This window comes from Alistipes finegoldii DSM 17242, from assembly GCF_000265365.1.
Lineage (GTDB): Bacteria > Bacteroidota > Bacteroidia > Bacteroidales > Rikenellaceae > Alistipes > Alistipes finegoldii.
Genome location: NC_018011.1, coordinates 999,783 through 1,024,585, shown reverse-complemented (window position 1 = coordinate 1,024,585; position 24,803 = coordinate 999,783). Strand labels below are relative to the sequence as shown.

At 58.1% G+C, this 24,803-nt stretch carries 22 protein-coding genes and 1 pseudogene; 7 read left to right on the top strand and 16 right to left on the bottom strand.

The window, feature by feature from the left end:
* Positions 1 to 27: 27 nt before the first annotated feature.
* The 7 genes from recN to cls form a co-directional block, all read right to left on the bottom strand.
* A complete protein-coding gene (gene recN / locus ALFI_RS04655) occupies positions 28 to 1,671 on the bottom strand; it encodes a DNA repair protein RecN (protein WP_009598384.1) in 1,644 nt (547 codons plus the stop codon).
* Between the two features lie 6 nt (positions 1,672 to 1,677).
* Positions 1,678 to 2,937, bottom strand: coding sequence for a bifunctional phosphopantothenoylcysteine decarboxylase/phosphopantothenate--cysteine ligase CoaBC (gene coaBC / locus ALFI_RS04650; RefSeq protein WP_014774960.1), 1,260 nt, complete (start codon positions 2,935 to 2,937; stop codon positions 1,678 to 1,680).
* Positions 2,938 to 2,949: 12 nt separating this feature from the next.
* The gene (locus ALFI_RS04645) at positions 2,950 to 3,276 is read right to left on the bottom strand and encodes a DNA-directed RNA polymerase subunit omega (RefSeq protein ID WP_014774959.1); all 327 of its coding nucleotides are present in this window, start codon (positions 3,274 to 3,276) and stop codon (positions 2,950 to 2,952) included.
* A 2-nt stretch (positions 3,277 to 3,278) separates the two neighbouring features.
* The gene (locus tag ALFI_RS04640; protein WP_009598389.1) at positions 3,279 to 4,100 is read right to left on the bottom strand and encodes an outer membrane protein assembly factor BamD; all 822 of its coding nucleotides are present in this window, start codon (positions 4,098 to 4,100) and stop codon (positions 3,279 to 3,281) included.
* A gap of 110 nt (positions 4,101 to 4,210) precedes the next feature.
* Positions 4,211 to 4,402, bottom strand: coding sequence for a hypothetical protein (locus ALFI_RS17370; protein ID WP_244265008.1), 192 nt, complete (start codon positions 4,400 to 4,402; stop codon positions 4,211 to 4,213).
* A gap of 2 nt (positions 4,403 to 4,404) precedes the next feature.
* Complete coding sequence (locus ALFI_RS17365; RefSeq protein ID WP_244265007.1) at positions 4,405 to 4,680, bottom strand: hypothetical protein; 276 nt, start codon at positions 4,678 to 4,680, stop codon at positions 4,405 to 4,407.
* Between the two features lie 159 nt (positions 4,681 to 4,839).
* Positions 4,840 to 6,174 carry a cardiolipin synthase gene (cls, locus tag ALFI_RS04630; RefSeq protein ID WP_014774957.1) on the bottom strand — a complete coding sequence of 445 codons (1,335 nt, stop codon included), beginning with the start codon at positions 6,172 to 6,174 and terminating at the stop codon, positions 4,840 to 4,842.
* 295 nt (positions 6,175 to 6,469) lie between these two features.
* Here cls and greA point away from each other — a divergent pair, with 295 nt between their 5' ends.
* The 3 genes from greA to ALFI_RS04615 all read left to right on the top strand — a co-directional run bounded on the left by greA (position 6,470) and on the right by ALFI_RS04615 (position 9,808).
* Positions 6,470 to 6,946 (top strand): transcription elongation factor GreA, encoded by a 477-nt coding sequence (gene greA, locus ALFI_RS04625; RefSeq protein ID WP_039940532.1) that lies wholly within the window; start codon positions 6,470 to 6,472, stop codon positions 6,944 to 6,946.
* Positions 6,947 to 7,087: 141 nt separating this feature from the next.
* Complete coding sequence (locus ALFI_RS04620; RefSeq protein ID WP_009598378.1) at positions 7,088 to 7,420, top strand: hypothetical protein; 333 nt, start codon at positions 7,088 to 7,090, stop codon at positions 7,418 to 7,420.
* A gap of 84 nt (positions 7,421 to 7,504) precedes the next feature.
* Positions 7,505 to 9,808 carry a TonB-dependent receptor gene (locus ALFI_RS04615; RefSeq protein ID WP_014774956.1) on the top strand — a complete coding sequence of 768 codons (2,304 nt, stop codon included), beginning with the start codon at positions 7,505 to 7,507 and terminating at the stop codon, positions 9,806 to 9,808.
* A gap of 285 nt (positions 9,809 to 10,093) precedes the next feature.
* Here the strand turns inward: ALFI_RS04615 and mdh are convergent, their stop codons facing one another.
* Both mdh and gcvH read right to left on the bottom strand, forming a co-directional pair.
* Positions 10,094 to 11,035, bottom strand: a complete 942-nt coding sequence (mdh, locus tag ALFI_RS04610) for a malate dehydrogenase (RefSeq protein ID WP_014774955.1) — start codon at positions 11,033 to 11,035, stop codon at positions 10,094 to 10,096.
* A gap of 113 nt (positions 11,036 to 11,148) precedes the next feature.
* Entirely contained in the window at positions 11,149 to 11,526 is a 378-nt protein-coding gene (gene gcvH, locus ALFI_RS04605; protein ID WP_009598413.1) for a glycine cleavage system protein GcvH, read from the bottom strand.
* Between the two features lie 277 nt (positions 11,527 to 11,803).
* Between gcvH and ALFI_RS17360 the strand changes: the two genes are divergently transcribed.
* Both ALFI_RS17360 and ALFI_RS17675 read left to right on the top strand, forming a co-directional pair.
* Complete coding sequence (locus tag ALFI_RS17360; RefSeq protein WP_244265006.1) at positions 11,804 to 12,190, top strand: Gfo/Idh/MocA family protein; 387 nt, start codon at positions 11,804 to 11,806, stop codon at positions 12,188 to 12,190.
* Positions 12,100 to 12,291: pseudogene (locus tag ALFI_RS17675) on the top strand (hypothetical protein); the annotation flags it as partial. The gene ALFI_RS17360 and the pseudogene ALFI_RS17675, both read left to right, overlap by 91 nt.
* On the opposite strand, the gene ALFI_RS17670 reads toward ALFI_RS17675, so the two are convergent.
* Positions 12,198 to 12,452 carry a hypothetical protein gene (locus ALFI_RS17670; RefSeq protein WP_338141099.1) on the bottom strand — a complete coding sequence of 85 codons (255 nt, stop codon included), beginning with the start codon at positions 12,450 to 12,452 and terminating at the stop codon, positions 12,198 to 12,200. The pseudogene ALFI_RS17675 and the gene ALFI_RS17670 overlap by 94 nt on opposite strands.
* Between ALFI_RS17670 and ALFI_RS17350 the strand changes: the two genes are divergently transcribed.
* A complete protein-coding gene (locus ALFI_RS17350; RefSeq protein WP_244265005.1) occupies positions 12,451 to 12,672 on the top strand; it encodes a hypothetical protein in 222 nt (73 codons plus the stop codon). The two genes, ALFI_RS17670 and ALFI_RS17350, sit on opposite strands and share 2 nt — an antisense overlap.
* Before the next feature lie 21 nt (positions 12,673 to 12,693).
* Positions 12,694 to 13,836, top strand: coding sequence for a DegT/DnrJ/EryC1/StrS family aminotransferase (locus tag ALFI_RS04595; protein ID WP_014774954.1), 1,143 nt, complete (start codon positions 12,694 to 12,696; stop codon positions 13,834 to 13,836).
* 1,371 nt (positions 13,837 to 15,207) lie between these two features.
* Here ALFI_RS04595 and ALFI_RS04585 read toward each other — a convergent pair.
* Genes ALFI_RS04585 through ALFI_RS04560 form a run of 6 tightly spaced genes read right to left on the bottom strand, consistent with a single transcriptional unit; the run spans position 15,208 to position 24,802 of the window.
* Complete coding sequence (locus ALFI_RS04585) at positions 15,208 to 16,959, bottom strand: alpha-1,3-galactosidase-related protein (RefSeq protein WP_009598410.1); 1,752 nt, start codon at positions 16,957 to 16,959, stop codon at positions 15,208 to 15,210.
* Between the two features lie 14 nt (positions 16,960 to 16,973).
* Positions 16,974 to 19,022: a glucosidase family protein gene (locus tag ALFI_RS04580; protein ID WP_014774953.1), complete on the bottom strand. Its 2,049-nt coding sequence runs from the start codon at positions 19,020 to 19,022 to the stop codon at positions 16,974 to 16,976.
* A 7-nt stretch (positions 19,023 to 19,029) separates the two neighbouring features.
* Positions 19,030 to 19,995, bottom strand: a complete 966-nt coding sequence (locus ALFI_RS04575) for an alpha/beta hydrolase (RefSeq protein ID WP_009598405.1) — start codon at positions 19,993 to 19,995, stop codon at positions 19,030 to 19,032.
* Positions 19,979 to 21,802, bottom strand: coding sequence for a glycoside hydrolase family protein (locus ALFI_RS04570; RefSeq protein WP_014774952.1), 1,824 nt, complete (start codon positions 21,800 to 21,802; stop codon positions 19,979 to 19,981). Before ALFI_RS04570 ends, ALFI_RS04575 begins: the two co-directional genes overlap by 17 nt.
* Positions 21,792 to 23,648 carry an alpha-1,3-galactosidase-related protein gene (locus ALFI_RS04565; protein WP_039940530.1) on the bottom strand — a complete coding sequence of 619 codons (1,857 nt, stop codon included), beginning with the start codon at positions 23,646 to 23,648 and terminating at the stop codon, positions 21,792 to 21,794. The genes ALFI_RS04570 and ALFI_RS04565 overlap by 11 nt, the downstream gene beginning before the upstream one ends.
* Before the next feature lie 8 nt (positions 23,649 to 23,656).
* Positions 23,657 to 24,802 (bottom strand): hypothetical protein, encoded by a 1,146-nt coding sequence (locus tag ALFI_RS04560; RefSeq protein WP_014774950.1) that lies wholly within the window; start codon positions 24,800 to 24,802, stop codon positions 23,657 to 23,659.
* Between the last annotated feature and the right edge of the window lies 1 nt (position 24,803).

Here is a 24,803-nt window from a genome sequence, read left to right as displayed (position 1 = left end):
CCGGCAGGCTTGCGGTTTGTCGGGGTGTTATTTGCCGAGCAGGATGCGGGCCTGCGCGACTGCAGCGTCGGTTATCCGGCTGCCGGAGAGCATTTTGGCGATCTCGGTGATGCGTTCTTCGGCCGTCAGACGCCGGATGCCGGTGCGTCCGTCCTGCTTGTAGACCACGAAGTGGGCCGAGCCTTTCGAGGCGACCTGCGGCAGGTGGGTGATGTCCACGACCTGCATCGTCGCCGAGAGCGACTCGATGATCTCTCCCATGGCGTCGGCGATGCGGCCCGAAACGCCCGTGTCTATTTCGTCGAAGATGACCGTCGGCAGCTGCATGCACCGGGCCAGCAGGGCTTTGAGGGCCAGCATGACGCGGGAAAGCTCGCCGCCCGAAGCGATCCGCTCGACGGGCTGGGGCGTTGCGCTGCGGTTGGCCGTGAAGAGGAAAACCACATTGTCGCGGCCCGTGCGGCCCAGTTCGGCGAGCGGCGTCAGCGCCACTTCGAACACCGTGTCGGGCATGCCCAGTTGCGTCAGCGTGGCAAGGATCTGTTTCGCGAAGCCTGCGGCGGCTTTTTCGCGGGCTTTGTGCAGGCGGTCGGCCAATGCGGCCGCTTTCTGCTCGGTTTCGTGCAGCGCTTTTTCGGTCGCGGCGATCTCCTCGTCGCCGTGGACGATGGCCGCCAGCCGGGCGGCGTAACCGTCGCGTGCGGCGATCAGTTCGGCTTCGGAGGCGACGCGGTGCTTCTGCTGGAGCGCATAGAGGGTGTCGAGACGCGCCGAGAGCTTCGCCAGCCGTTCGGGGTCGGCGTCGATCCGTTCGCAGTCGGCGGCCGCGGCGTTGTCGATGTCTTTCAGCTCTTCGAGCACCGAGTGTATGCGCTCGGCGTACTCCCCGGCGGCGGGGTAGTGTTCGCGGATGCGTACGAGGTCGTTTTCCGAGTTTTTGAGCAGGGTGAGAATCCCCGTTTCGTCGGCGTCGAATGCGTTGCGGAGCGTGGTGAGGACTTCGCCGATGCGGTCGGCGTTTTCCAGTACGGCAAGTTCCGCTTCGGTCGCGGCCTGCTCGCCTTCGCGGAGGTTGGCGGCGGTCAGCTCTTCGCACTGGAAACGCAGCCACTCCTCGTCGCGGCGGCCGTCGGCGGCCGCTTCGCGCAGGGCTGCGAGCTGGCGCCGCAGTTCGGAAAGCCGGGCGTACTGCGCCGTGTACTGCGCGAGCAGCCCGCCGTTTCCGGCCACGGTGTCGAGCGCCGAGGTGCGGAACTCCTCCGAGGAGAGAATCAGGTTCTGGTGCTGGGAGTGTATGTCGATCAGGCGGGTGCCGAATTCGCGCAGCTGCGCGAGCTGGACCGGAATGTCGTTGATGAAGGCGCGGCTCTTGCCGGCCGGGGTTATCATGCGCGTAACGTGCGTTTCGGGAGCATAGTCGAGGTCGTTCTCGTCGAAGAACGACTCCATACCGCGGCCCGAAAGGTCGAAAGTACCCTCGACCACGCAGTTGCGCGCCGCGTCTTTCATGGCCGAGCCGTCGTTCTTGGCTCCGAGCAGCAGGCCCAAAGCACCGAGCAGGATGGATTTGCCGGCTCCTGTCTCACCCGTGATGATGTTCAGGTGCGGGTCCAGCTCCATTTCGAGCTTTTCGATAAGCGCGTAATTCTCAACCGATAGACGACGTAACATGGCGGCCTATTTTAACAGTGATTCGATTTTATCGGCGATGCGCTCCGCGACTTCGGACTTCGGCATCAGGGGCAGTTCCTCCCGGCCGCTGCGGTCGATGAAGGTGACTTTGTTGGTGTCGCCGCGGAATCCGGCCCCGGCGTCGCGCAGCGAGTTGAGGACGATGAAGTCGAAGTTCTTCTTGGCGAGCTTGGCTTCGGCGTTGGCCTGTTCGTCGTGGGTTTCGAGCGCGAAGCCCACCAGCAGGCGGCTGCCTTTGCGTGCGCCCAGTTCGGCGGCGATGTCGCGCGTGCGGCGCAGGGTGATGCACATTTCGCCGCCGCATTTTTTGATTTTCGTTTCAGAAACGGTATCGGGCGTGTAGTCCGCGACGGCCGCGCACATGACGGCTCCGTCGGCTCGGTCGAAAGCCGCGGTGGCGGCGTCGTACATTTCGGCGGCAGAAAGTACGTCCGTGCGCTGCACTCCGGCGGGCGTCGGCAGGGCCGTACGGCCGCTGACGAGCGTCACGTCGCCGCCGCGGGCGGCCAGTGCGCCCGCAATGGCGTAGCCCATCTTGCCCGTCGAGTGGTTCGATATGAACCGCACGGGGTCGATGGCTTCGATCGTGGCGCCTGCCGTTACGACGAAGCGTCTACCTTGCAGGCTCTTTTTTTTTTCGGGATTTTCTCCGCCGAACAGTTGGCCGACGAAGGCGGCGATGTCGGCAGGTTCGGCCATGCGGCCCTTGCCCGTCAGTCCGCTGGCCAGCTCGCCTTCGGCGGGCTGGACGATCCGCACGCCCCGTTCGGCCAGACGGCGCAGGTTCTCCTGCGTCGCGGGATGGGCGTACATGTCGAGGTCCATGGCCGGCGACACGACGACCGGGCAGCGGGCCGAGAGATAGGTCGTCAGCAGCAGGTTGTCGGCGATGCCGCAGGCCATTTTGGCCAGCGTATTGGCCGTGGCGGGGGCTATCAGGTAACAGTCGGCCCACTCGCCGAGCGAGACGTGCGAATTCCACGCTCCGTTTTCCGGGTCGAAGAATTCCACGAGAATCGGGTTTTTCGAGAGGGTGGCCATCGTCAGGGGCGTGATGAACTGCTTGGCCAGCGGCGTCATGACGACGCGCACTTCGGCGCCCGCGCACTTCAATAAACGACAGAGCACAGCCGCCTTGTAGGCCGCTATGCTTCCCGTAATGCCCAGCAGTATGCGCCGTCCCGCGAGTCCTTCGACCGTGCGGCCGGCGCCGGGGCTTTGTATGTCGTGTCCCTGCGAGTCCATGCCGGCGGGGCGTTACGCCTCCTTGACCTCTTTGTTCTCCTTGAAGAAAAGCTCGTCGTCGAGGAACTCCTCGGTGGCGATGATCGCGGGCTTGGGAAGACGCTCGTAATAGCGCGAAATCTCGATCTGCTCGCGGTTCTCGAAGGTCTCCTCCATGGTGTCCGTGGGCGATGAGAAGTCGGCGAGCTTGCGGTTCAGCTCGGTCTTCAGCTCGGTTGCGATCTGGTTGGCGCGGCGGGCGATGATATTTATCGACTCGTAGACATTGCCGGTCTCCCGGTCCAGATCGACCAGTTTACGCGTAATGGTGTTGTTGGGAATGTTCTTCTTGATTTCCATTGCTATATGTTGTTGTCTTCTTGCTTGTTGCGGTCCAGATAATCGCGGGCGTGCTGGGCCATGCGGTCCACCTCCTTGATATGTTTCGATTCGGGGAACTCCTCTTTGAACGAGAGGTACGAGTCGAGCATCGCCAGATAGCGGTCGGTCTGCTTCTCGGCGACCGAGTTGCTGGCGAAGCGGTAGCTGGCGTCCACGATCAGGTACATGATCTCCTCGCGGTGCGAACTTTCGGGGTATTGCTTGAGCGCGTTCTTGAGCGATACGATGGCCGACTTGTAGCGGCCTATCTTATAATAAGTGTATGCGTTGAGGTAGGCCTTGTCGTGCAGGCGCTGCGTCAGCTCGGTGTTGATGGTCTTGAAATTCTCGATCTGCTCGCTGTGCGGATAACGCGACATGAATTCGTTGATGGCGATCAGCGCCTGTCCGGTCATCGTCTGGTCGCGCGAAGGGCCGGGCGAAAGATAGTAGAAGCAGAGTGCGTACATGCCTTCGGCGTCCTCGATGAAGGCGCTGCGGCCGAACTTGCGGCGGAAATCGTCGAGAAGCGTCGCCGCCGTGTCGTAATCGCGGTTCTTGTATTTGCAGCGGGCGTTGAAGAACGAGATGCTGTCTTCGCGGGGCGTGCCGGAGTAGTAGTGCTGGACGCCTTCGAAGAGCGTCGAGGCCCGCGACCACTTCTCCTTCTGGTAGTACTCCAGCGCCTTGCTGTAAATCAGGTCGGGTTGTCCGCTTTTGAGCAGGGCGTTGATTCCTGCGCATCCGCTAAATGCAGTGATCAGGATCACTCCGCACACGGCGTATAAAAAAGTCTGCTTCATCGATAAATCTTTTACGGCGCTTTATCGCGCAAAGTTACGCATAAATTAACGATTTGCAAAATTATTTATTGTGCAAAAAAAGAGTGCGTCTCCGCACCCTTGTTTTTTGTTCAGAAGAAGAACCCGACCGAACCTCCGTAAACGAGGTTGCGCGGGATCCTGACCCGCTGCGACACGCCGTCGGAGACGAAGGTGTTCCAGACGTGCGAACGGGCGTAACCAGACAGGCGGAAGTCGAAAAAGAATTTGCGGATGTTGAATCCCACGCCGCCCATGATGCCGACGTCGTCGTTGAAATTCACCTTCAGCAGTTTCGGGGCGCTGTCCCGCTCGGAGTCGGCCACGCGGAACTGGGCGCCGCCGAAGAGCCGCAGGGGCCCGAACTGGAGACCCAGCAGCAGCGGGATTTCGAACCGCTGCGGGCGCGGGAGCCTTCGGCGCGGATCGAGTAATTGACGAATGCGAAATTAAGCTCCGACTGCAGGTGCAGGCGGCGGGTGAGGTTGAACCGCAGGACGAAGCCCGCCTGATAGCCCGCCTTGGCGGGACCGGGCCGGAATCGGTTTTCTCCGATTTCCACGCGGGAAAAAGGTGTGGCTGGTGGTGGTGACGCCGCCGCGGACGCCGACCTGAAAGCGGCGCTGGGGCGAAGCCGCGCCGGTGAGCAGCAGCGCGCAGAGCAGGAGCGGGAAGAGATGTTTCATGCCGATATTAGGTGGTTTTAAGGTTGCTGCGGAGGTTACATCAGGGGTGACACGAGCCGCAGCACATCGCCCAGCGTGCGCCGCCATGCCGCCGGCCGCCATTCGCCCCGCACGATCCGCCGGCACGAGGCCAGATCGCCGTCGAAGGTGGCGGACAGCTCCCGGACGACCTGCCGGTCGCGGATGAAGGCCGTGACTTCGAGGTTGTCCAGCAGACTGCGGTAATCCATGTTCGCGGTGCCGACCGAGGCCGTGTCGTCGTCCACGATCAGCAGTTTGGCATGCAGGAAGCCGTTGGCGTAGCGGTAGAGTTCGATCCCCGCGTCGAGCAGGTCTCCGACGTAGGAGTCCGATATCAGGTCCGTGAACGGCGAGTCGCTGCACGTCGGGATCATCACCTGCACCCTCACGCCGCTCCGGGCCGCCAGCCGCAGCGCGTCGAGCAGCATCGCGGGCGGCAGGAAGTAGGGCGAGGATATGCGCACCCTGCGCTGCGCCCGGACGATGGCCGCGGCGAACGCCTCGGCGATGGTCAGCCGCGAGGAACCCTCTTCGGCCCATGCGAGCTGGATCGGCAGCCGCTGCCGGATGTCGTGCGGCGCGATATGGCGGCGGATGTCGAGACTCTCGCCGCGTACGCGCGCCCAGTCGGCGATGAAGAGCTTCTGCAGGTCGGCGACGGCGTCGCCCTCGACGCGAAGGTGCTCGTCGCGCCACTTGCCCATGTAATCTCCGTCGAGGTAGTATTTCGCAATGTTTATGCCACCCAAGTAGGCGACCTTTCCGTCCGTAACGACTATTTTGCGGTGGTTGCGGCGGGTGACGCGCGTGGTGAACCACGGGAAACGCACCGGTTCGAAAGCCGCCGTCTCGACGCCCGCCTCGTGCATGCGGCGCAGCATCGTGCGGCTGAGCCGCCACGAGCCGACGGCGTCGTAGATGACGCGCACTTCGAGTCCCGCACGGGCTTTGCGTATCAGGATTTCGGCGATGGTGCGTCCGATGCGGTCGTCGCGGATGATGTAGTACTCCATGTGGATCGACCGCACGGCCCGCTGGAGCGAGGCGATCAGCGCCGTGAAGGCGTTGTTGCCGTTGTGGAGCAGTTCGACGCTGTTGTGGCGGGTGATGCGTGTGCCGCAGCCCCGTGCGATGATCTGTCCGAGACGGTCGCCGCGGTATGCGCGGCGTTCCGCCGCCGGGAGGTGCGGCCGGTAACCAGCCAGTACGTAGAGCAGCGTGCCGGCTACGGGGAGCAGCAGGATCAGCGCCAGCCACGCCGCAGCCGACGCGGGCAGACGTTTCTGTCGGGTGACGAGCGGAACGGCTCCGAGCGTCCATGCGATGTGAATTGCAAGCAGCAGATACATAACCCGTGCGTGAGGGCATACTCCGTGCCATGCAGGTTGAAAAAAGATTTGGAAATTCGGAATATACTTCCTATCTTTGCTGTATAATGAAAATCAGGGTTCTGGCCTTCACCGGTCAGGATTCTTATTTTTTTACGATGTTTAATTCGAAACTCCTCCTCTGCGGAGGGGGATTCAGGAAGGTTTTAGATGCGGGGCGGGCGTTTTCGGATGCCTAAAGAGAGTTCGACGGGTTCCGGCTTTTGAAATCTTTCGCGGTGTTATGAAACTGAATACGTCGGACTCGTATAAAATTATGGCAAAAGAGATTATCTATCTGACAGCGGAGGGGTACAAGAAACTCAGGGACGAGCTCGACCACATGCGTTCCGTCGAGCGTCCTGCAATTTCGGCGGCGATCGCCGAAGCGCGCGACAAGGGCGACCTTTCGGAGAACGCAGAGTACGACGCTGCCCGCGAGGCGCAGGGTATGCTGGAGATGCGTATAGCCAAGCTGGAGGATTCGCTTGCCAACGCACGGGTGATCGACGAGTCGAAAATCGACAAGAGCAAGGTGCAGATTCTGAGCAAAGTGACGCTGCTGAATCACAACACCAAGAAGGAGATGGTCTACACCATCGTCGCCGAGCACGAAGCCAACCTGCGCGAGGGCAAGCTGGCCATCGGCACGCCGATCGCCAAAGCGCTGCTGGGCCACAAGAAGGGCGACCGGGTCGACGTGGAGGTTCCCGCCGGAACGATTCACTTCGAGATCCTCGACATCAGCATTTAGGCGCCCGTTCCCGCAGGGCAGCGGCGCCGCATCGTCCGCTCCCGGCCGGGTGCAGGACACGACATACATCCCCGTTTGTGGGTATTTTTGCAGGACCGTTTTGTGCGGTCCTTTTTTTGTGCTACTTTTGGCAGCAGAAAGATGATACGCAAAGCACCCAAACGGATATACGCCGCTCTGCTGCTGCTGATTCTGGTCGCAGCGTACGCAGGACACAAGGTCCACATCTACAAGGAGGACCCTGCGCATTTCGCCGCGCTCTGCGGCGATCTGATGCCCGACAACGGCGCGCATCAGATCGTGGTGGAACGCTGTATCGTCGACGACTTCTATTTCTTCCCCTATCTCGACGCAGTACAGCCCGCGCACTCGTTCTATTGCGGGATGCTGGGCGTTCTGATGCCCGAAGCCACGCAGTGCAGACGCTGCATGCCGGTTCCGGGCGTTTCGCTGCGCGCGCCTCCCGCGGCGTAACCCGCAATCCCCTTCCCATCCTGTTTTTTGCCGGGCCGTGCGGTCCGGCGGGTTACGTATGTCATTCAAACAATCCGATAAGCAATGAAAAAATATCTGTTGCCGGCACTCTTCATGTGTCTGTATGCCGGTGCGTCGGCCGCGGAGACGCCGAAGAGGAGCACCGACGCCAATCTTTTCGGCCACGTCGTGGACCGTGAAACCCATGAACACCTTCCCTATGCGACCGTCGCCGTGACGGGCACGGCATTCGGCACCACGACCGACGCGTCGGGACACTATTTTCTGAAAAACCTGCCCGAAGGCGAGCTGACGCTCGAAGTCCGTGCGCTGGGGTACGCCGTGCTGGAGAAAAAGGTGACGCTCGAACGGGGACAGACCCTCGAACTGAATTTCGAGGTGATGCAGAGCGGCATTTCGATGGACGAAGTGGTCGTCTCGGCCAGCCGCTCGGCCACGCTGCGGCGCGAAGCGCCTGCGCTGGTGAGCGTGCTGGACGCCGCGCTGTTCGAGAAAACGAACGCTTCGTGTCTGGCGCAGGGGCTTTCGTTCCAGCCCGGCGTGCGGGTCGAGGACGACTGCCAGAACTGCGGCTTCGCGCAGGTGCGCATCAACGGACTCGACGGCCATTATTCGCAGATTCTCGTCGATTCGCATCCGGTCTTTTCGGCCCTGACGGGCGTCTACGGACTGGAGCAGATTCCGGCCAACATGATCGAGCGGGTCGAGGTGCTGCGCGGCGGCGGTTCGGCGCTGTACGGCTCGTCGGCCATCGGCGGCACGATCAACGTCATCACCAAGGAACCTTCGCGCAATTCGGCGCAATTGGCGCATACGCTGACCTCGCTCGGCGGCAGCAACTCCTACGACAACAACACGATGCTCAATGCGTCGCTCGTGACCGAGAGCGGCCGTGCGGGGCTTTGCGTCTTCGCTCAGAACCGCCACCGTTCGGGGTACGACCACGACGGCGACGGATTTACCGAGCTGCCCCTGATCAACAGCCGGTCGGCCGGCATGCGGTCGTTCTTCCGCACGGGCGCCTATTCGCGCATCACGGCGCAGTACCACCACATCGACGAATACCGCCGCGGCGGCGACCTGCTGGACCTGCCGCCCCACGAGGTGATGGTGGCCGAGCAGACCGACCACTCGATCGACGGCGGAAGCCTTTCGTTCGACATCTCGTCGGCCGACCGCCGCAACCGTTTCAACGCCTATGCGTCGTTCCAGAATACGGCCCGCAAGAGCTACTACGGCAGCAAGCAGGACCCCGACGCATACGGTACGACGCACGACCTTACGGTCGCGGCGGGCGTACAGTACGTCCATGCGTTCCGGAAACTGCTTTTCATGCCCGCCGAACTGACGCTCGGCAGCGAATACAGCTACGACGACCTGAACGACCGTTCGATCGGCTACGACATCACCACCGCCCAGACGGTGCATATCGTGGGCGGCTACCTGCAGAACGAATGGAAAACGAAGAGATGGTCGCTGCTGATCGGCGGACGTTTCGACAAGCATAATCTGGTGGACCACGTGATTTTCAGTCCCCGCGCAAATATTCGTTTCAACCCTTCGGAGGCGGTGAACCTGCGCGTGAGCTATGCGGGCGGCTATCGGGCGCCGCAGGCCTTCGACGAGGACATGCATATCGCCGTGGTGGGCGGCAAGCGGGTCCGCATCCGGCTCGCCGACGACCTCAAGGAGGAGCGTTCGCACAGCGTGAGCCTTTCGGCCGACCTTTATCACAACTTCGGCAGGGTGCAGACCAACCTGCTGGTCGAGGGGTTCTATACGATTCTCGACGACGTCTTCGCACTGCGCGATCTGGAAGATACGGACGACGGAGGCAAGATCAAGGAGCGTTACAACGGTTCGGGCGCCGCCGTGCGCGGCTTCAACGTCGAGGGGCGGGCGATCTTCACCCGCTGGTTCGAACTGCAGGCGGGCGTAACCCTCCAGCAGAGCCGCTATAAGGAGCCTGAACAGTGGAGCGAGGACGCCGACGTGCCGCCCGTGCGCCGCATGTTCCGCACCCCCGACGCCTACGGCTACTTCACGGCGTCGTTCAAGCCGGTCCGGAACTTCACGGCCGACCTGACGGGAACCTGCACCGGCTCGATGCTCGTGCAGCACATGGCCGGATCGGGCGTCGCGCAGGATGCGGCCGTCTTGACGCCGTCGTTCTTCGACATGAACGTCCGCCTGTCGTACGACCTGCGTATCTACAAGGAGATAACCTTGCAGCTTTACGGGGGCGTGCAGAACCTCTTCAATGCCTACCAGAAGGATTTCGGCAAGGGCGCCGACCGCGATTCGGGCTATATCTACGGTCCGTCGCTGCCCCGCAGCTGGTTCGTCGGCGCGAAGTTCAGTTTCTGAGTCCGCGCTGCTGCGACCGGCATAAAAGGCTGCCCTTTCGGGGGCAGCCTTTTGCGTGTGGCGGCGGTCTCTGCGGGCCGTTTCGGATGCGTGTGGCGGCGGTTTTTGCGGACTGTTTCGGATACGTGTCGCGGCCCGGAATCCTGTGCCGGGTTTTGCGGGGGATCGGTTGTGACGCCTGCGCAAAGTCGCCGGAATGTCCGGCCGGGTGCGGAGAATTTCATCCGGGAAACAAAAAGCCGCCCCGGATTCCGGGGCGGCCTTGCCGTATATCTTGGCGCGGAACTAGATCGCCTTGATCTCGTGGAGCACGTTGTTGGTCTTGCGGACCGCGTCGGCCGAAGCTGCGAACTTCTCGGCCTCTTCCTTCGAAAGGTCGATCTTCACGATCTTCTCGATGCCCTTGCGGCCGATGATCGCGGGAACGCCGATGCAGATGTCCGACTGGCCGTATTCGCCTTCGAGCAGGCATGAGCAGGGAATCATCTTTTTCTGGTCGTTGAGGATCGCCTCCACCATCATTGCCGAAGCGGCTCCCGGAGCGTACCATGCCGACGTGCCGATGAGCTTGGTCAGCGTGGCGCCGCCCACCATCGTGTTGGCTACGGCCTCTTCGAGCTTCTTCTTCGATGCGAACTGCGATACGGGAACGCCGTTTACGGTAGCCTTCGAGACGAGCGGAATCATCGTCGTGTCGCCGTGGCCGCCGATGACCATGCCGTCAACGTTGTTGATGTTGGCGCCGGTGGCTTTGGCCAGATAGCACTTGAAGCGCGACGAGTCGAGCGCGCCGCCCATGCCGATGATGCGGTTCTTCGGAAGTCCCGAAGCCTTGAGCGCCAGATAGGTCAGCGTGTCCATCGGGTTGGCGACGACGATGATGATGGCGCGCGGCGAGTACTTGACAACGTTTTCGATTACGCCCTTCATGATGTTGGCGTTGGTGCCGATCAGCTCTTCGCGGGTCATGCCCGGCTTGCGGGGAATGCCCGAAGTGATGACGACGACGTCCGAATTGGCGGTCTGCTTGTAATCGTTGGTGACGCCTACGAGTTTGGTGTCGAAGTCCATCAGCGTCGAGCACTGGTACATGTCCAGCATCTTGCCTTCAGAAAGACCCTCCTTGATGTCGATCAGGACTACTTCGCTTGCGACCTCGCGGCAAGCCATTACATTCGCGCAGGTTGCGCCTACGGCACCTGCACCTACTACTGTAACTTTTGACATAACTGTTGATATTTAAGTTTGTTGTGCGTTTCTTTCCGGCGGGGCGTCGTTCGCGGCCGGCCCTGTCATGGAGCAAACCCCTCTCGGAAGAGGGGCTTGGAACGGGGCGGGGATCAGCCGATCAGCTTTTCGTAATCCGCGGCGCTCAGCAGCGCGTCGTATTCCGCGGGATCGGACATTTTGACCTTGACGATCCAGCCTTCGCCGTAAGCGTCCTTGTTGACGATTGCGGGGTCGGCGTCTACCGCGTCGTTGAATTCGACGATTTCACCGCCGACGGGCAGGAAAGCGTCGCTGACGGTCTTCACGGCTTCGATCGAGCCGAACACCTCGCCTGCGGCGAGCGTCTCGCCGACGGTCGGCACGTCTACGAAAACGATGTCGCCGAGCTGGCTCTGCGCGAAGTCGGTAATGCCGATAACGGCCGTGTCGCCCTCGATACGGCACCACTCATGGTCGTTCGAGTATTTCAGATTTGCAGGTACGTTCATAATCTGGTTATTGTTTTAAATTTGGAATGTGCTTTTTCTGATGCAAATATAACTGTTATTTCCGTAACAGCAAGGGGATTCTGTATTTTTTAATGCGATTTTGCGCCGCGGATCGTTGCCGATTTGCGGAATGGCTTGCGCAAAATATTTGTATGTATTATTTTTGCGGCAAAATCAAGCTTGCGTTACAGGTATGACAGGGGTAGAGACGTCCGAATCCCGGAGATTCGCGATCATAGGCGTTGCCGGGTACATAGCTCCGAGACATTTGAACGCCATGCGGTCGCTTGGGTGCGATCTGGTGGCGGCGCACGATGTATTCGACAGCGTGGGGATGATCGACGGGTATTTCCCCCGCGCCTATTTCACCACCGATCCGGATGATTTCAGAAGGCGCATGGTCGCCGGCCGTGCGGAATTTCTGACGGTCTGCACCCCGAATTACCTCCATTGCACCCATACCGTAACGGGATTGGAGGCGGGGCTCGATGTGATTTGTGAAAAGCCGCTGGCACTGACTCCGGACGAGTTGTCGAGGATGGAGACCTGCAGCCGGGCCGCGGGCAGGCGCGTATTCCCCATATTGCAGCTGCGCCTTCATCCGGAAATAGAGCGGCTGAAACGGATGGTCGACTGCGCCCCCCCCCGACAATTTATGATGTAGACCTTACCTACATTACTCCCAGAGGAAGCTGGTATGCCGCTTCGTGGAAGGGCGACCCGTGCAAGAGCGGCGGCGTGGCGGCCAATATCGGCATCCATTTTATCGACATGCTGCACTGGATATTCGGTCCGGTCGAGAAGGTGGTGCTGCACCATTCGTCGCCGGAGTGTTCGGCCGGCTTTTTGCAGTTGAAGAGAGCCCGCGTCAGGTATTTTCTGAGCGTCAACGCCGCCCATCGTCCTGCGCCGAACGATAATCCCATGTCTCCGTACAGACATCTTGTTATAAACGGCGAGGAGTTCGACTTTACGAACGGGTTTACGGACCTCCACACGTTGAGCTACGAGCGGATACTTGCCGGCCGGGGTTTTGCGGTCGAAGATACGGCGTGTGCCGTCCATACGCTCGATATGCTGCGGAAGAGTGCGGCGGTCGGCCTGACGGGCGACTATCATCCGCTGCTGCGGAATTTGCAGGGGTGATGCGAAAAAAGAACGGGAGCGATGAAAATGGTGGATCTACATAGGCAGTATCTCGGCATCCGCGATGAAGTGGACCGCGCCATCGGCGATGTCATTGCCGAGACCGCCTTCATCAAGGGTCCTGCGGTCGGGCTGTTCGAAGAGGAGCTGGCCCGGCGGCTCGAAGTGCGGCACTGCATCGCCTGCGGCAACGGTACGGACGCGCTTCTGCTGTCACTGCTGGCCGTAGGGCTGCAGCGGGGCGACGAAGTCATCGTCCCGGCCTTTGCATTCGCGGCCGTGGCCGAAACGGTGCTGCTGCTGGGCGGCGTTCCGGTCTTCGCCGACGTCGATCCCCGCACTTTCAATATCGACCCGGCGAGCGTCGCCCGGCTGGTGTCGGAGCGTACCCGTGTCGTCATCCCCGTCCATCTGTTCGGGCAGCCGTGCGATATGGCTGCGCTCACGGCCGTTGCGAAGGAGCACGGCCTGAAGGTGATCGAGGACAACGCCCAGTCGCTGGGAGCCGTATGCCGCATGTCCGACGGCGCGCGCCGTTATGCGGGTACGATCGGGGAGATCGGGTGCACGTCGTTCTTTCCCTCCAAGGTACTGGGCTGTTACGGCGACGGCGGCGCGGTGTTCACCGACGACGACGGGCTGGCGGCCCGCATCCGGGCGCTGGGCAGTCACGGTTGGTTCCCCAAATACGACAGCCGGCTGGTCGGAATGAATTCGCGGCTCGACACGCTGCAGGCCGCCGTACTGCGGGTCAAGCTGCCGCACCTCGACACATGGATCGCCGCCCGCCGGAGCGTGGCAGCGCGCTACACGGAGCGTTTGGGCGGTCTGACGCCGGTCGTGACCCCGGTCGAGACGCCCTACGCCACCCACGTCTACCACCAGTACACCGTCAAGGTGCCTCCGGCCTGCCGCGACGGACTTCGGGCCGCACTCGCCAAGGAGGGCATACCCTCCATGGTCTATTATCCCGGAACCCTGTACGAACAGCCCGCATACCGCGACGCCTGCATCTGCGATCCCGCGATGCGCCATGCCGCAGCGCTGCCGGCGGCGGTGCTGTCGCTTCCGATGGACAGCGAACTGACCGACGCCGAGGTGGAGCGTGTGACGGATGCCGTATGCCGCTATTTTGCCGATAACGAAAGCAGATACCATGAGTGAAACGTTCATCCACCCCTCTTCGTTCGTAGACGACGGGGCGGTCATAGGGCCGGGTTGCAGGATCTGGCATTTCTCGCATATAATGGCCGGGGCCCGCTTGGAACGGGATTAAAAAACTGTAACGATTCGATTTATCGGGTCGTTACAACTTTTATATAGGAAAATAGGTAACGCGAAGGTAACGATTTATTTTCAGCTTATTGCGTCTAAATGCCGCATTTCAAATAACCTACTGCAAGCTACGAAAAATTTTCCGATCGAGCAAATTTGCTAAAAACAATAGCGTGTTTGCGGTTCAGTACGACATGCTTATACTTATCGGAATCATTTATCTAGATGTTGATCATCCATGTGAACCCTTCTACAAACAGATCCAAAGAAGTCTGCGAACCGTCAAGACATCGTCCGGCACCGAGTTCCTGCATCGGAACTGCTATCTCCCATAAGATCTGTAGGTGTAAATTGCTTTGCCCAATAAATCGGAGATTTCGGAATTGCGATTTTCTTCCGCAGTCCATGACTACAGGATGGTTTACTTTCAACCAGACCATTTTCATCTCGAATTCCCTCAATGCAATGACAGTCCATAGTAGCGATTTCATTCCTGGAATCACTTTACTGATTCATCTCGGATATTCATCAGACGTCGTCTTACTTTTGCCAACGTATGAAGTGTATTTTTTCAGATCGGAGCAGCGGCTAAATATAGTTGATATAACGTTTGAAATAAAAAGTCTGGAATGGAAATACTTTTACATCGGAAGATATTTTCGAGGCTATAAAATTGGAAGATCTGCGTCGTATTATTGGTAACACAAGCAGGAAATTAACTTGGACATCAATTAGCCGATTTACTCAATATATTGAATAATGGCTGTATCATTATCGGAGGCAAATTGCGCCTTATCATTTTCTACAGCCTGAAAAACTTGCTGTCTATAATATTCACTCCGGTTGATGACCCAATATTTTTCTATTGTTTCATTTCAGTCAGGTGCTAAGCCGGAGTTATTGGGATATGTGACAATATGGAATAAAATCCAGATAATGAGGCAATTTAGAGAGTGCGCATTCGACATAAATGCCAGCCCCCCTAAAAAAGTTGAATGAAGATGTAACCACCAGTTTATCTTCAACCTGCTACGCTCAGATTTTATAGTGCTCCATGGAAATATGATGAGTATCCTCCTCTGTTTTTGCTACGGCCTATGTTATATTATTCACGACGGAATGAAATCCTACATGAGAATAATGTATCCAACTTCTTTAGCTGTGTCTTGCGGACTTTTATTCCAAAGTATGGGAAAATAGGAGTTGCAAACTTTTATTGTTGCAACTCCCATCTGATATCGATTTTTTAGAAGGACTCTTTCAACGCTGTTCAGCCATTTCAATCTGTCGTGGAATCTCGATGTGATCGCATTGGTCGAATACGAAATGGAGCTTCGGATCGAATGTCGCAGGATAGTCTGACGTTCGCACGATGCGATTGCTCGCAGAGAATTGGAATCCGTCTACGCAATACAGATTAACAATGCGGGGATCGAATACTCGGAACAGATTTCCATCGACCTGAATATTGCGGTGATAACGACTTGTCTGCCGCTGGGAAATTCCGCTGCCGACAGCAATGCAGGCACTTCCCCATCCCCGGCTTCCATAATTGCCGTTTGCGAAGATGTTGTTGCGAATTGTTACGTCACGGACACCGGATTGTTCGAACCAGAAGTTACCGTCGCCCTCAAAGAGGATCGAGGCTCCGGCGATATGGAAATAGTTGTTTTCGATGATAACCCGTCCGCGGGAACCAATCAGCAAACCGCGGGCGCGGTTTCCCGACATCCGGCAACCGCTGATGTGAACATCGGGACCGGGTTCGTCGGCTGCAATCAGATGGCCGGGACGAATGTTCTCGGGTAAGGGTTCAGTGAAGGTTACCGCAGAATACTCCTTGTTGAACCGTTCGACCTTAGCAACAATCCGCCGGGCATAGGCTTCAAGCGTGTGGTTGTCGACAATTTCCACCGCCATCCCCGGGACGAGGAAATCTGTGCCGTATTGCCCGCTGTGTCCCCAGCGAACCCAAATCCGCTCCCGATCGAAAATCGTATCGACGGGCATATATAGTCCATGAATATTGGAGGCATCATCCTTCTGATTTTCGAACGTACAGTCGATTAGACGGATCTGTCCCCCGCAATTGGAGAAATGCGTGGCGTCGGCCGTGATGCTGATCATGCGTTTTTTGCCGGGAGCCGGAACAACTTCCATCCGTTCAATTCCGATGTCGCGGCTGCGTTGTGCGATGACCCCCATCCCTCCGCAGTGATGGAGCTTCACGTCGAGGATTGCAATACCCTGCGAATCGGAAACGGTGATCCCGGGATTGAGCCGTCGGGCGGCCCCGAAGACCATCGTATTCCCGATCGCGGCCTTCAAATCACTGCGGAAAATCCGAATCCATCCGTTAGGACGCCGTTCAGCAGGAATGGTATGGGCCGGGAGCCAGTAGTCGTCGACGTGGAAAGCCGGTTCGCATCGTTGGGTATCGAACTCCAACAAACTGGAATAGGGGTAGACACGACCTTCGTCATCGAGGAAACGCAAGCATCCGTCCGTCAGATCGCATCGGTATTTGTCCGGGAACTCCAAATCGAGCCATCCGTTTCCGGCCGCCCGTACGGTACCTTCGGAGTGAAACGTGCGGGTAAAGTCGATCGAAAGATTGCGGATCGTGATGTTGCGGCAACGTTCGAGGTTGAACGGTGAAACGAAACCTGTGAAAAGGAGTTTCGTGTCAGCACCTTCAATGGTGAAATCTTGCAGGCCGACCAAATCAAAGGCAATCCGTTTCAAACCTTCGTCGTTGTTGCTGATGAACTGGTACTTTTCGACCGCCAGATCGGGTCGTATCCGGAGTTCTCCACCCGGAAGAATAAGCCGTGCGGCCCGGATCCGGGCACAATGGGACAAGGCGGCCCGAATGGCCGGTCCTGCGTCGGTTTGTGCAGTCAGGTCGTCAAGGAAATCATTCAAGTAGACATCGCCACCGGATGTCGGGGCCTGACAGGCTGCAAAGAGCCCGACAGCAAACAGCAACAGGGTGTGAAGCAGTTTTTTCATCAGGATATTGTAAATTATGGAAGTTTGATACGCAGGGACGCTCCCTGTCGAAGCCGGAAAGCTCGGGGATTGCATCCCGAAATCGCAAGCGTGACTCGCAGAAACCCGTCCGGCTGTTTCTCGATGACAAGGTCGAAGTTGTTTTCAAAGGCCCGAATGTGCCGCAACGCCATGCGATTCCATCCGGAAGGCATTGAAGGGGTAAGATCGAAGCTCCTGAACCCGGTGGGGCGAATCCCGAACAATCCCTCGGTGATAACGCGGCAGAAAAGCCCGCTTTCGGCGGCCAAGTGGCGTTGAGAGCCCTCGGGCCATGCTTCGATCGGATAGGGAACATGATCGCCCAGGAGTCTGCGCCGGGCATAATGACTGAGGAATTCCGTTGCACGGTCGGCCTGCCCGGCGATGTAGATTCCCCGCAGAGCATAAAGGGTCGAACGGTCCCAGAAGGTCGAACTGCCCTGTTCGGTGAGGAGGCCGTTTTCGGTCATCAGCTCTTTTCCGAGCAGCGCCCGAACAGTCCCTTCGCTGCGGTTTTGCAACCCGGCGATCAACGGCATGCATATCCACGAGCGGAGTTTCGTACAGCCATCGAAATAGCGGTAAGTTTCGTATCCGGCAACCGTGGCGCCGAAATGGCATTCAATCGCCTCAGCGAGCTCCGAAGTCTGCCGTTTGTAAACTCGCAGCGTTTTACGCGGACATCCGAGCTCCTGTCCGAGATAGACGGCCGACCGCAAGGCATCATAATAGAGTGTCGATGTACAGAGATTGGCCTTGCCGGCAGGGAATCGGCCCTCCAATTCATCGGTATCGGAAGCGACGACCCCTTCGGGAGTGAGTTTGCGCCGGCAGTATTCGAGACACCATTCCACCAAAGGCCACAGCTCTTCGGCTTCGTTCCGTTCCCCGCGGGCCAAGGCGTAGCGCGCAGCGCCGTATGCGATCATCGCGGCATCGCCTCGATCGCCGGCCCCGTTCCAGATGTCGTCGCCCTCGGCGATGATCGAACTAGGAATAGGCCGGTATTCAGCATTCATGAAACGGGCGAAGTGGCGGAATGCGTTGAGTGCCGATCGATTCCCGATGTCGTATCCGAGCATTGGGAAAAAAGGGTTGACGTATTCGGCCTGATCGTTGGCCCAAATAGCCGCGTAGTAACATTCGCCGCCCGGAGCATGCATGTAGCCGCCGCGGGTCTTGATAATGCTTTCGGCAGCCCGGATCTTGGCAAAGCGGAATTCCGTGTCGACTACCGGATCCGGGGTCTCCAGGACCAGTTTGTCCGAGATTGCAGAAACGAACTCCCTACGAGAGCGGAGTTCGGCTCCGACATCTGCGGGCGGAAGTGTCTCTCCGACTCGACAAGCCCGGAAGAGGGCATCCACCACGGTCGAATCTCCGGGCTGCAGTATGCGGATTCCGGCATCGAGCAATTCGGCCCGAATGACGTAGCCGCCCGTAATGCCTCGTTCCGAAGGGGTCGTCACGATTTGCGAAAACTCTGGGATGGAAATCTCCAGCGTTTGCGAACCGATATTGCGGATAAGATACCGTTCACAGAGGGCGGGTTGTGTCGGCGAAGGAAAGATCGTGCGCTCCATGGCCAAGACCGGAGCCGGATGCTCCACCTCCTCGTATCCGGCCCCCACGGCATTAAAACTCCATTGACTAAAGACCCGGACCGTACCGTCTATGACGATCTTTTCGACCCGTTCGAACTGCAGGGCCGAAGCATTGAAACCCGAGGCGGAGGTATTCACGGCCAACAGCGAGGGAATATCCGTGGCCACGCGGCACATCAGACTGGCATGCGTATCATTGGGACGGACACGTAACAGCGGGAAGATCAGCGAACGTTCGACGCGAAAGGCTCCTCGGTCATCCACAACCCAGCGGAGAACCGTCGAGATCTGCTCGCCGGTCATTTCGAGATGATCCCTGTGGGGCGTATCGTTTCCGGGTCTCCAGACGATGCCTCCGTCCGGATCAATCTGCCAGCGTTGTCCTGCAACAGGAAGTCCGAGCCCGGTGCAAAAAAGAAGGAACAGCAGTTTTTTCATTGTCATTTCATTGTTCAAGGATGGCGGGGCATTCGAACCAGTGCTCCACGAATGTGCGGACGCGCTGCGCATATATCTGCGGATCGTGGAGATAGGCGGCACCATGATCGACGCCGGAAAGTATCCAGAGTTCCTTGTCTCCGATTTTCGCTTCGTACAGCCGGTGAACCATTTCCACAGGGACGACCGAGTCCTTGTCGCCGTGAATGAACAACATAGGCAACCTGCATCGGTGCACGGCATCGAGCGGAGAAGCCTTTGCGAAACTCCATCCGTAGAGGATCCGGCACCAAAGGTCCGATAGATGGAAGAGCGGAAAGAGCGGCAGTCGGCACTGCTTCTCCCAAGAATCGGCAAAGATATCCCGGGTTGAAGTGTAGCCACAATCCTCCACGGCACAGCGGACACATGCGGGCAGCGACTCTTCGGCAGCGGCGATCATCGTAGTGGCGGCACCCATCGAAACGCCGTACAGGACGATCTGCGTATTGCCGCCGAAAAGCGAATCTGCCGTTCGGATCCAGTCCACCACTTCCGTTCGTTCAGTCCACCCCATGCTGATGGCCGAAGGTTCGCTTTGCCCATGACCGCGCAGATCGGGAATCAGAACATTGAATCCGAAATCATGGTTGAAGAGATAGCCGATCATGAGCATGGTTTCCGCCGAACCCTGATAGCCATGAAAGAGCACGGCGGTCTTTTCGGTAGGCTCCGGAGCCCATAGCCACCGGGCATGGAGTCGCTCTCCGTCGGCATTCAACCGTACGATATCATGCAGCAATCCGTTGCTGCGGATGCTGTCGAGCCATTCTGTGGTATGAGGATATTGCCGGGTGAGCCAGCTGAGATCGGTCAGGCGGGGCGGATGGAGTGTCCTGTAACAGAGTACGAAACTCCAGCACAATGCCCCGATGACAAGCAGCCCGAAGATTGCGCTCAGTGCAGCAATGATTTTCTTATTTCGCTTTTTCATGACAGATATTATTTGGGTTCATATGGATCAGTTCGAAATCGGGTTTGCCGTAGCCGATAAACCGGTTCTCGGCGATGCGCACATTTCGACACCCCTCAAGGCAGAATGATTGGCGTTGTGCGGCTGTGGCGGGGAAATCGTATGTTTGTTCGACACAGTTTGCCACGAACTGCAGTCCCTCAACCGATCGGGCGTGGAGCAGCGGACGGTCATAAGTGAGAATGCGGTTGTTGCGGATCCGGATATTGCGATGATAGACCGGGCTGCTTTCGTCTGCCGGACGGAAAGAGGGAGTGATGCTGATGAGGGCTTCGCCCCAGCCGGATCCGCCGTTGTTCGAAGCCGAAGTGCCGCAGTTCTCGAAAAGGTTGTCATGGATATCCATGTCGCACACGGCGCCCGATTCGAACCAGTAGTCGGTATCTCCTTCGATGAGAATTGCCGTTCCGGCCGTCATGAAGCGGTTGTTATGTACGACAACCTTTCCGGGAGTGGTGAGCAAGATGCCGCGGGCGCGGTTGGCTCGCCCGAAGTAGCAATCGTGAATCGATACGTTGGCATACCACGAGGCGTTTTCGATAAAATCGTCTTCCCTGAATGTTTTATCGAGCGGCTCACGCAAGGCGACAACAAGCCGCTTGCTGCTTTTCCTGACAATGCGTTCAATGCGGTTCCGGGCCCCCCGAGATCCGGTCGTTCGTACAATCGGCCAGATCTCATCATCGGCTTTGAACACCCGTTCTGCCGGGAACCGGACTCCGAACAACTCAATCTGTTTCCGGTCTTTCGAAACAGCGACTATCCGGGCATAGATGCCGTGTATGTTCAAGGCATCGTCACCCTGTCCGTTGCAGTTGCAGCCGTCAAGTTCGATCAATCCGCGGCAGTTGGTAAAGTGGAACGCATCGGCAGCACAGCTGAACCGACGCTTTTCGGAACGATTGACGACCGTACAAACCGCCTTGAGCAGGATGTTCTCGCTGCGGAGTCCGTAAACGCCCATTCCGGGAGAATGGCGCAGGTCGATTTTTTCGAAGCAGACATTCCTGCAGTTCACCACCGTCATAGCGTTGGACAAATACCGCCCATGGTAAAGAGCGAGTTCCGTACCGATCGGCAGGGGACGGTCGACCGTCCCGAAGAAGCGGACCGTGTCCGGAGCGATTTCACGGGCTTCGCCGCGGAAGACTGCATTGCGGTCCGAGAGAGGACAGTCCCGGGTACCGTAAAGCACCGCACCGCTTTGCGGATCGTAAGCCGTAGAATAACTTTCGGGATCGATTTCACGCTCCCAAGTCTCATCCGTAAAGCGGATCCGCCCCTTTTCGATGTGGTAGGGATAACGTTTCCGATCGATAGCCAGGTCAACATGGCCGTCCCCAAGAGCAACGATCGAAGCCTGTGTGATATAGGGGCGTTCCCAGTCGAGCGAGAAATTGCGAATCGTCAGTCTTTCGCACTCCTCAGCCAAGAAAAGCATCAAACGCCCGTGTGCGATGAATTCAGCGCCACCGCCGTCGATTATTAAATCCCGAATGCCGCGGAGTCTTGCCACGATGTTCACCCGGTCGTCCTGCCCCTCAGGGGCATGGAAATCGTACCGCCCCGACTCGAAACACAATACGGTGGGGATTTCCCGCTTTCCGATGGTAGCGACGGCTTTTCGCAAGGCTTCGGAAGCATCCTCTCCCGAATCGGGCAACGCACCGAAATCTCGCATCCGAAGCGTATCTCCGAACGGCCGGGATGAAACGCTTCCGATCCATGCGGTCGCGAGAATCGGGAGGATGTATCGACTAATTTTCATAGAAGTACGGATTAGGATTCTCAACCATTCGAGGCATCTCTTCACCCTCCAAACAATGCTCGGAACAGTCGACCAGACTGATTGTCGAATTTTCCTTCCACCCGGAGAAGTCATTGTTCCGGACTGTGACGCTGCGGCAGTGCTGGGCATCGATGACCGAGAGACCGGCGAACCGGGGCTCAAACCGGCGGGAATCGACGAACCGGTTCCTGCTGATGACGAGCGAATCGACCGAGAGAGCATAAATCAACTGGTTGTCGAACGACTCCACGAGGTTTCCTTCGAAACGGATACATCCGTGATACGGAGTCCCCCCGCTCCGGGCATCATGCGAAATAACGGGGTCGATCTGCAGAACGGCCTGGGGAGACCGGCCGCCGGTAGCCATCGTGCCGAATCGGTTGTTACGGATCACGACGTTGCGCGTACGTCCCGATTCGAACCAGTAGTTGGCGTCACCGCAAATGCGTATTCCGGCCATCATTGAAGAAAGATCACTGTTTTCGACGCATACGTCGCCCGGAGTCGAAAGCAGAAAACTCCGGGCGCGATTATAACGAACCGTGCATTCCGATATTTCGACATCGGCATCGGCCGCGCGGTTCCCGACGGCAATGTGCACCGAGTCCGGAATTGCACTCAGGTCGAATCCGGTTCGAATGATGTAATAGTTTTCATTCACGTGGTTCACCTCCTCGACTCGTCCGCAGCCGAGTACCCCCAGATCGGCACGATCGATGAAGACGAGCGAATCACCTTGTTCGGCAAAATCGAAACCCTCCTGCTGAAAGTGCCCAAAACTGGCCCCAAACCGGTTCCCGGAAAACCGATCCACAACCGTCATGTAAACACCGTGAATGTTCGTGGCATCGTCGAGCATGCTTTCGAACCGGCAGGCCCGGAGCACTATTTTTCCCGAACATCCGACGAAATGAGTGGCATCGGCCGATGCAGAGACCATCCGGCCGCTTTGAGGCGGGACTTCAACCCGGTATTGCGAGCAGACGACGTCGCGACAGTTCTCGGCGATCAGCGCCATGCCGCCCGAATCGTGAAGCGTGACGTTCCGGACTTCAACACCGGCCGACTTGTAAAACGAGAATCCCGGATAGCGGCGGTTAGTCGAATGGGGGCCTTTATCCGTATAGACGCTTCCCACAGGAGGCAGCTCCCGAGACGAGTAGCCGCTCAGACGGACAAGCGAATCGCCGATCCATTCGGCCTGCAGCGTTTTTTTTTGATCGTGTTCGTACTGTTCGGCCTGATAGTAGGGCGAACGGGTTCCGGGATCGAACAAAATATTTTCACCGAACGGACTCGCCCAGTCGTAGCCCGTAAACCAGGGTTCCCCGCTCCGGATCTCGAAACGTTCCGGATCGAGCGGACGGAGCGTGATGCTGTGCGTACGAGGATCGTTACCAACGACGAGGCCTTCGAAGATGAACGATGCGTCGCAATCGATCGTGAAAGCCTCGAAAACGATCTGTTCGCATCGAGCGACGCGGAACGGAACGATTGCGCCGTGAAATCTCAACTGGGTTTTTTCTCCAGCCCCTTCGATCCGTACACGTCGCATCTCCTCGAGCAGAAAAGCGCAGCGTTTATAGCCGTTGTCGTTGTTCGAAACGCAGAGATAGCTGCCGGCCGCCTGTTCGGGATAGAAGTCGAACGTCCCCGCTCCGAATCGGATTGTGACCTCACCGGCTGGATGCTCCGCAAGGATCTTGCGTACAAGAGGCGTATAGTCCTCCGTTCCGGAATCGAAGTCGATGGCAATCGTTTCCGGATGCATTTCGCATCCGGAAACGATCAGCGCGGAAAGAATGATGAATTTTCGGATCGACATTCCAAACATCAATAAAATACGACCTTTCTCCATGCGAGACTGCGTTGTCCGAGATCATTCATGTCTGCAGCATAATACATGCGGACAGCCTGTCCCCCGGTTTGATCTCCCTCTTCACTGATCAGGTTGGGATACATGGCCTCCTCCTCACCCAGATTGAGGGATATAGGGGCCTCCCACGCAATACCGTCGGCACTCGTCGAAAGACAAATGCGTCGGCTCCACGAATGATAGACCATCACCCATTTGCCTATGTAGTGGTTCCACATGACCGACGGATTTCCGCCGGCATAGGTATCGAGATTGGCGATCTTGATGTTTGCGCCGCCGAGTTGTGTCTGCCCGTTGCAGCCTTCGACGGTGAATGCTTTGCCATCCCATTTTTTCCAGGTTCCGGCAGCTCCGGCCGGATCCTCCGAACAGGCCATCGTGATCATGTAGTTTCCGGGGTCATCGCAATAGCCCGAGTAGTAGCATATCCAGACTTTGCGCGCGTCGTTCCAAACTACGCACCCGTCTCCCAAGCCGTAGGACTCACCCTGCCCGGCGGGATTTTCGGGTTTGGGGTCGGTTCCGGAAAGGATCCGTCTGCCCGTTTCCCAGGTCAGTCCGTTGTCCGAGGAATAGGTGACGCCAATGGACTTATAGGCGGCGGAGACTCCGGGCCAATGGCTCTCGGCATGGAAGAATCCGGCCAACCGACCGTCCATGAGTTTATGCACGCCGATGAACCATGCGCCGCCGTCGTAAAATCCGGATACGGGTTCGATGCACTTGCCAAAGACCTCCATATCGGAGGTCAAGGCATTGACGTTCTCATCGAGCCAGGGACTGGCGGATACCTGTCGCAGGGAATTGTCCGCAGACCAGTAGGTCGTAAACAGTCCCGAATCATCGTATTTCCCGACGGAGATCTTTCCGTCAAGCCAGAGCATATACCGGGGAATGTGGGGATCCTGCCAACAGATGTTGCGGTCACCGACGACGAACGTTCCAAAATCGGTGTAATCATCCGGATTGAAATCCGCATCGAATTCGTAGGGTTTCGAACTGGAACCGTTGTTGTAGGCATGCGCGAGGTCAAGATCGCGGTCACAGGACGACAGTGCGATCATCAGAGCGGCACCAGCGACGTATAATGCATGTGTTTTCATG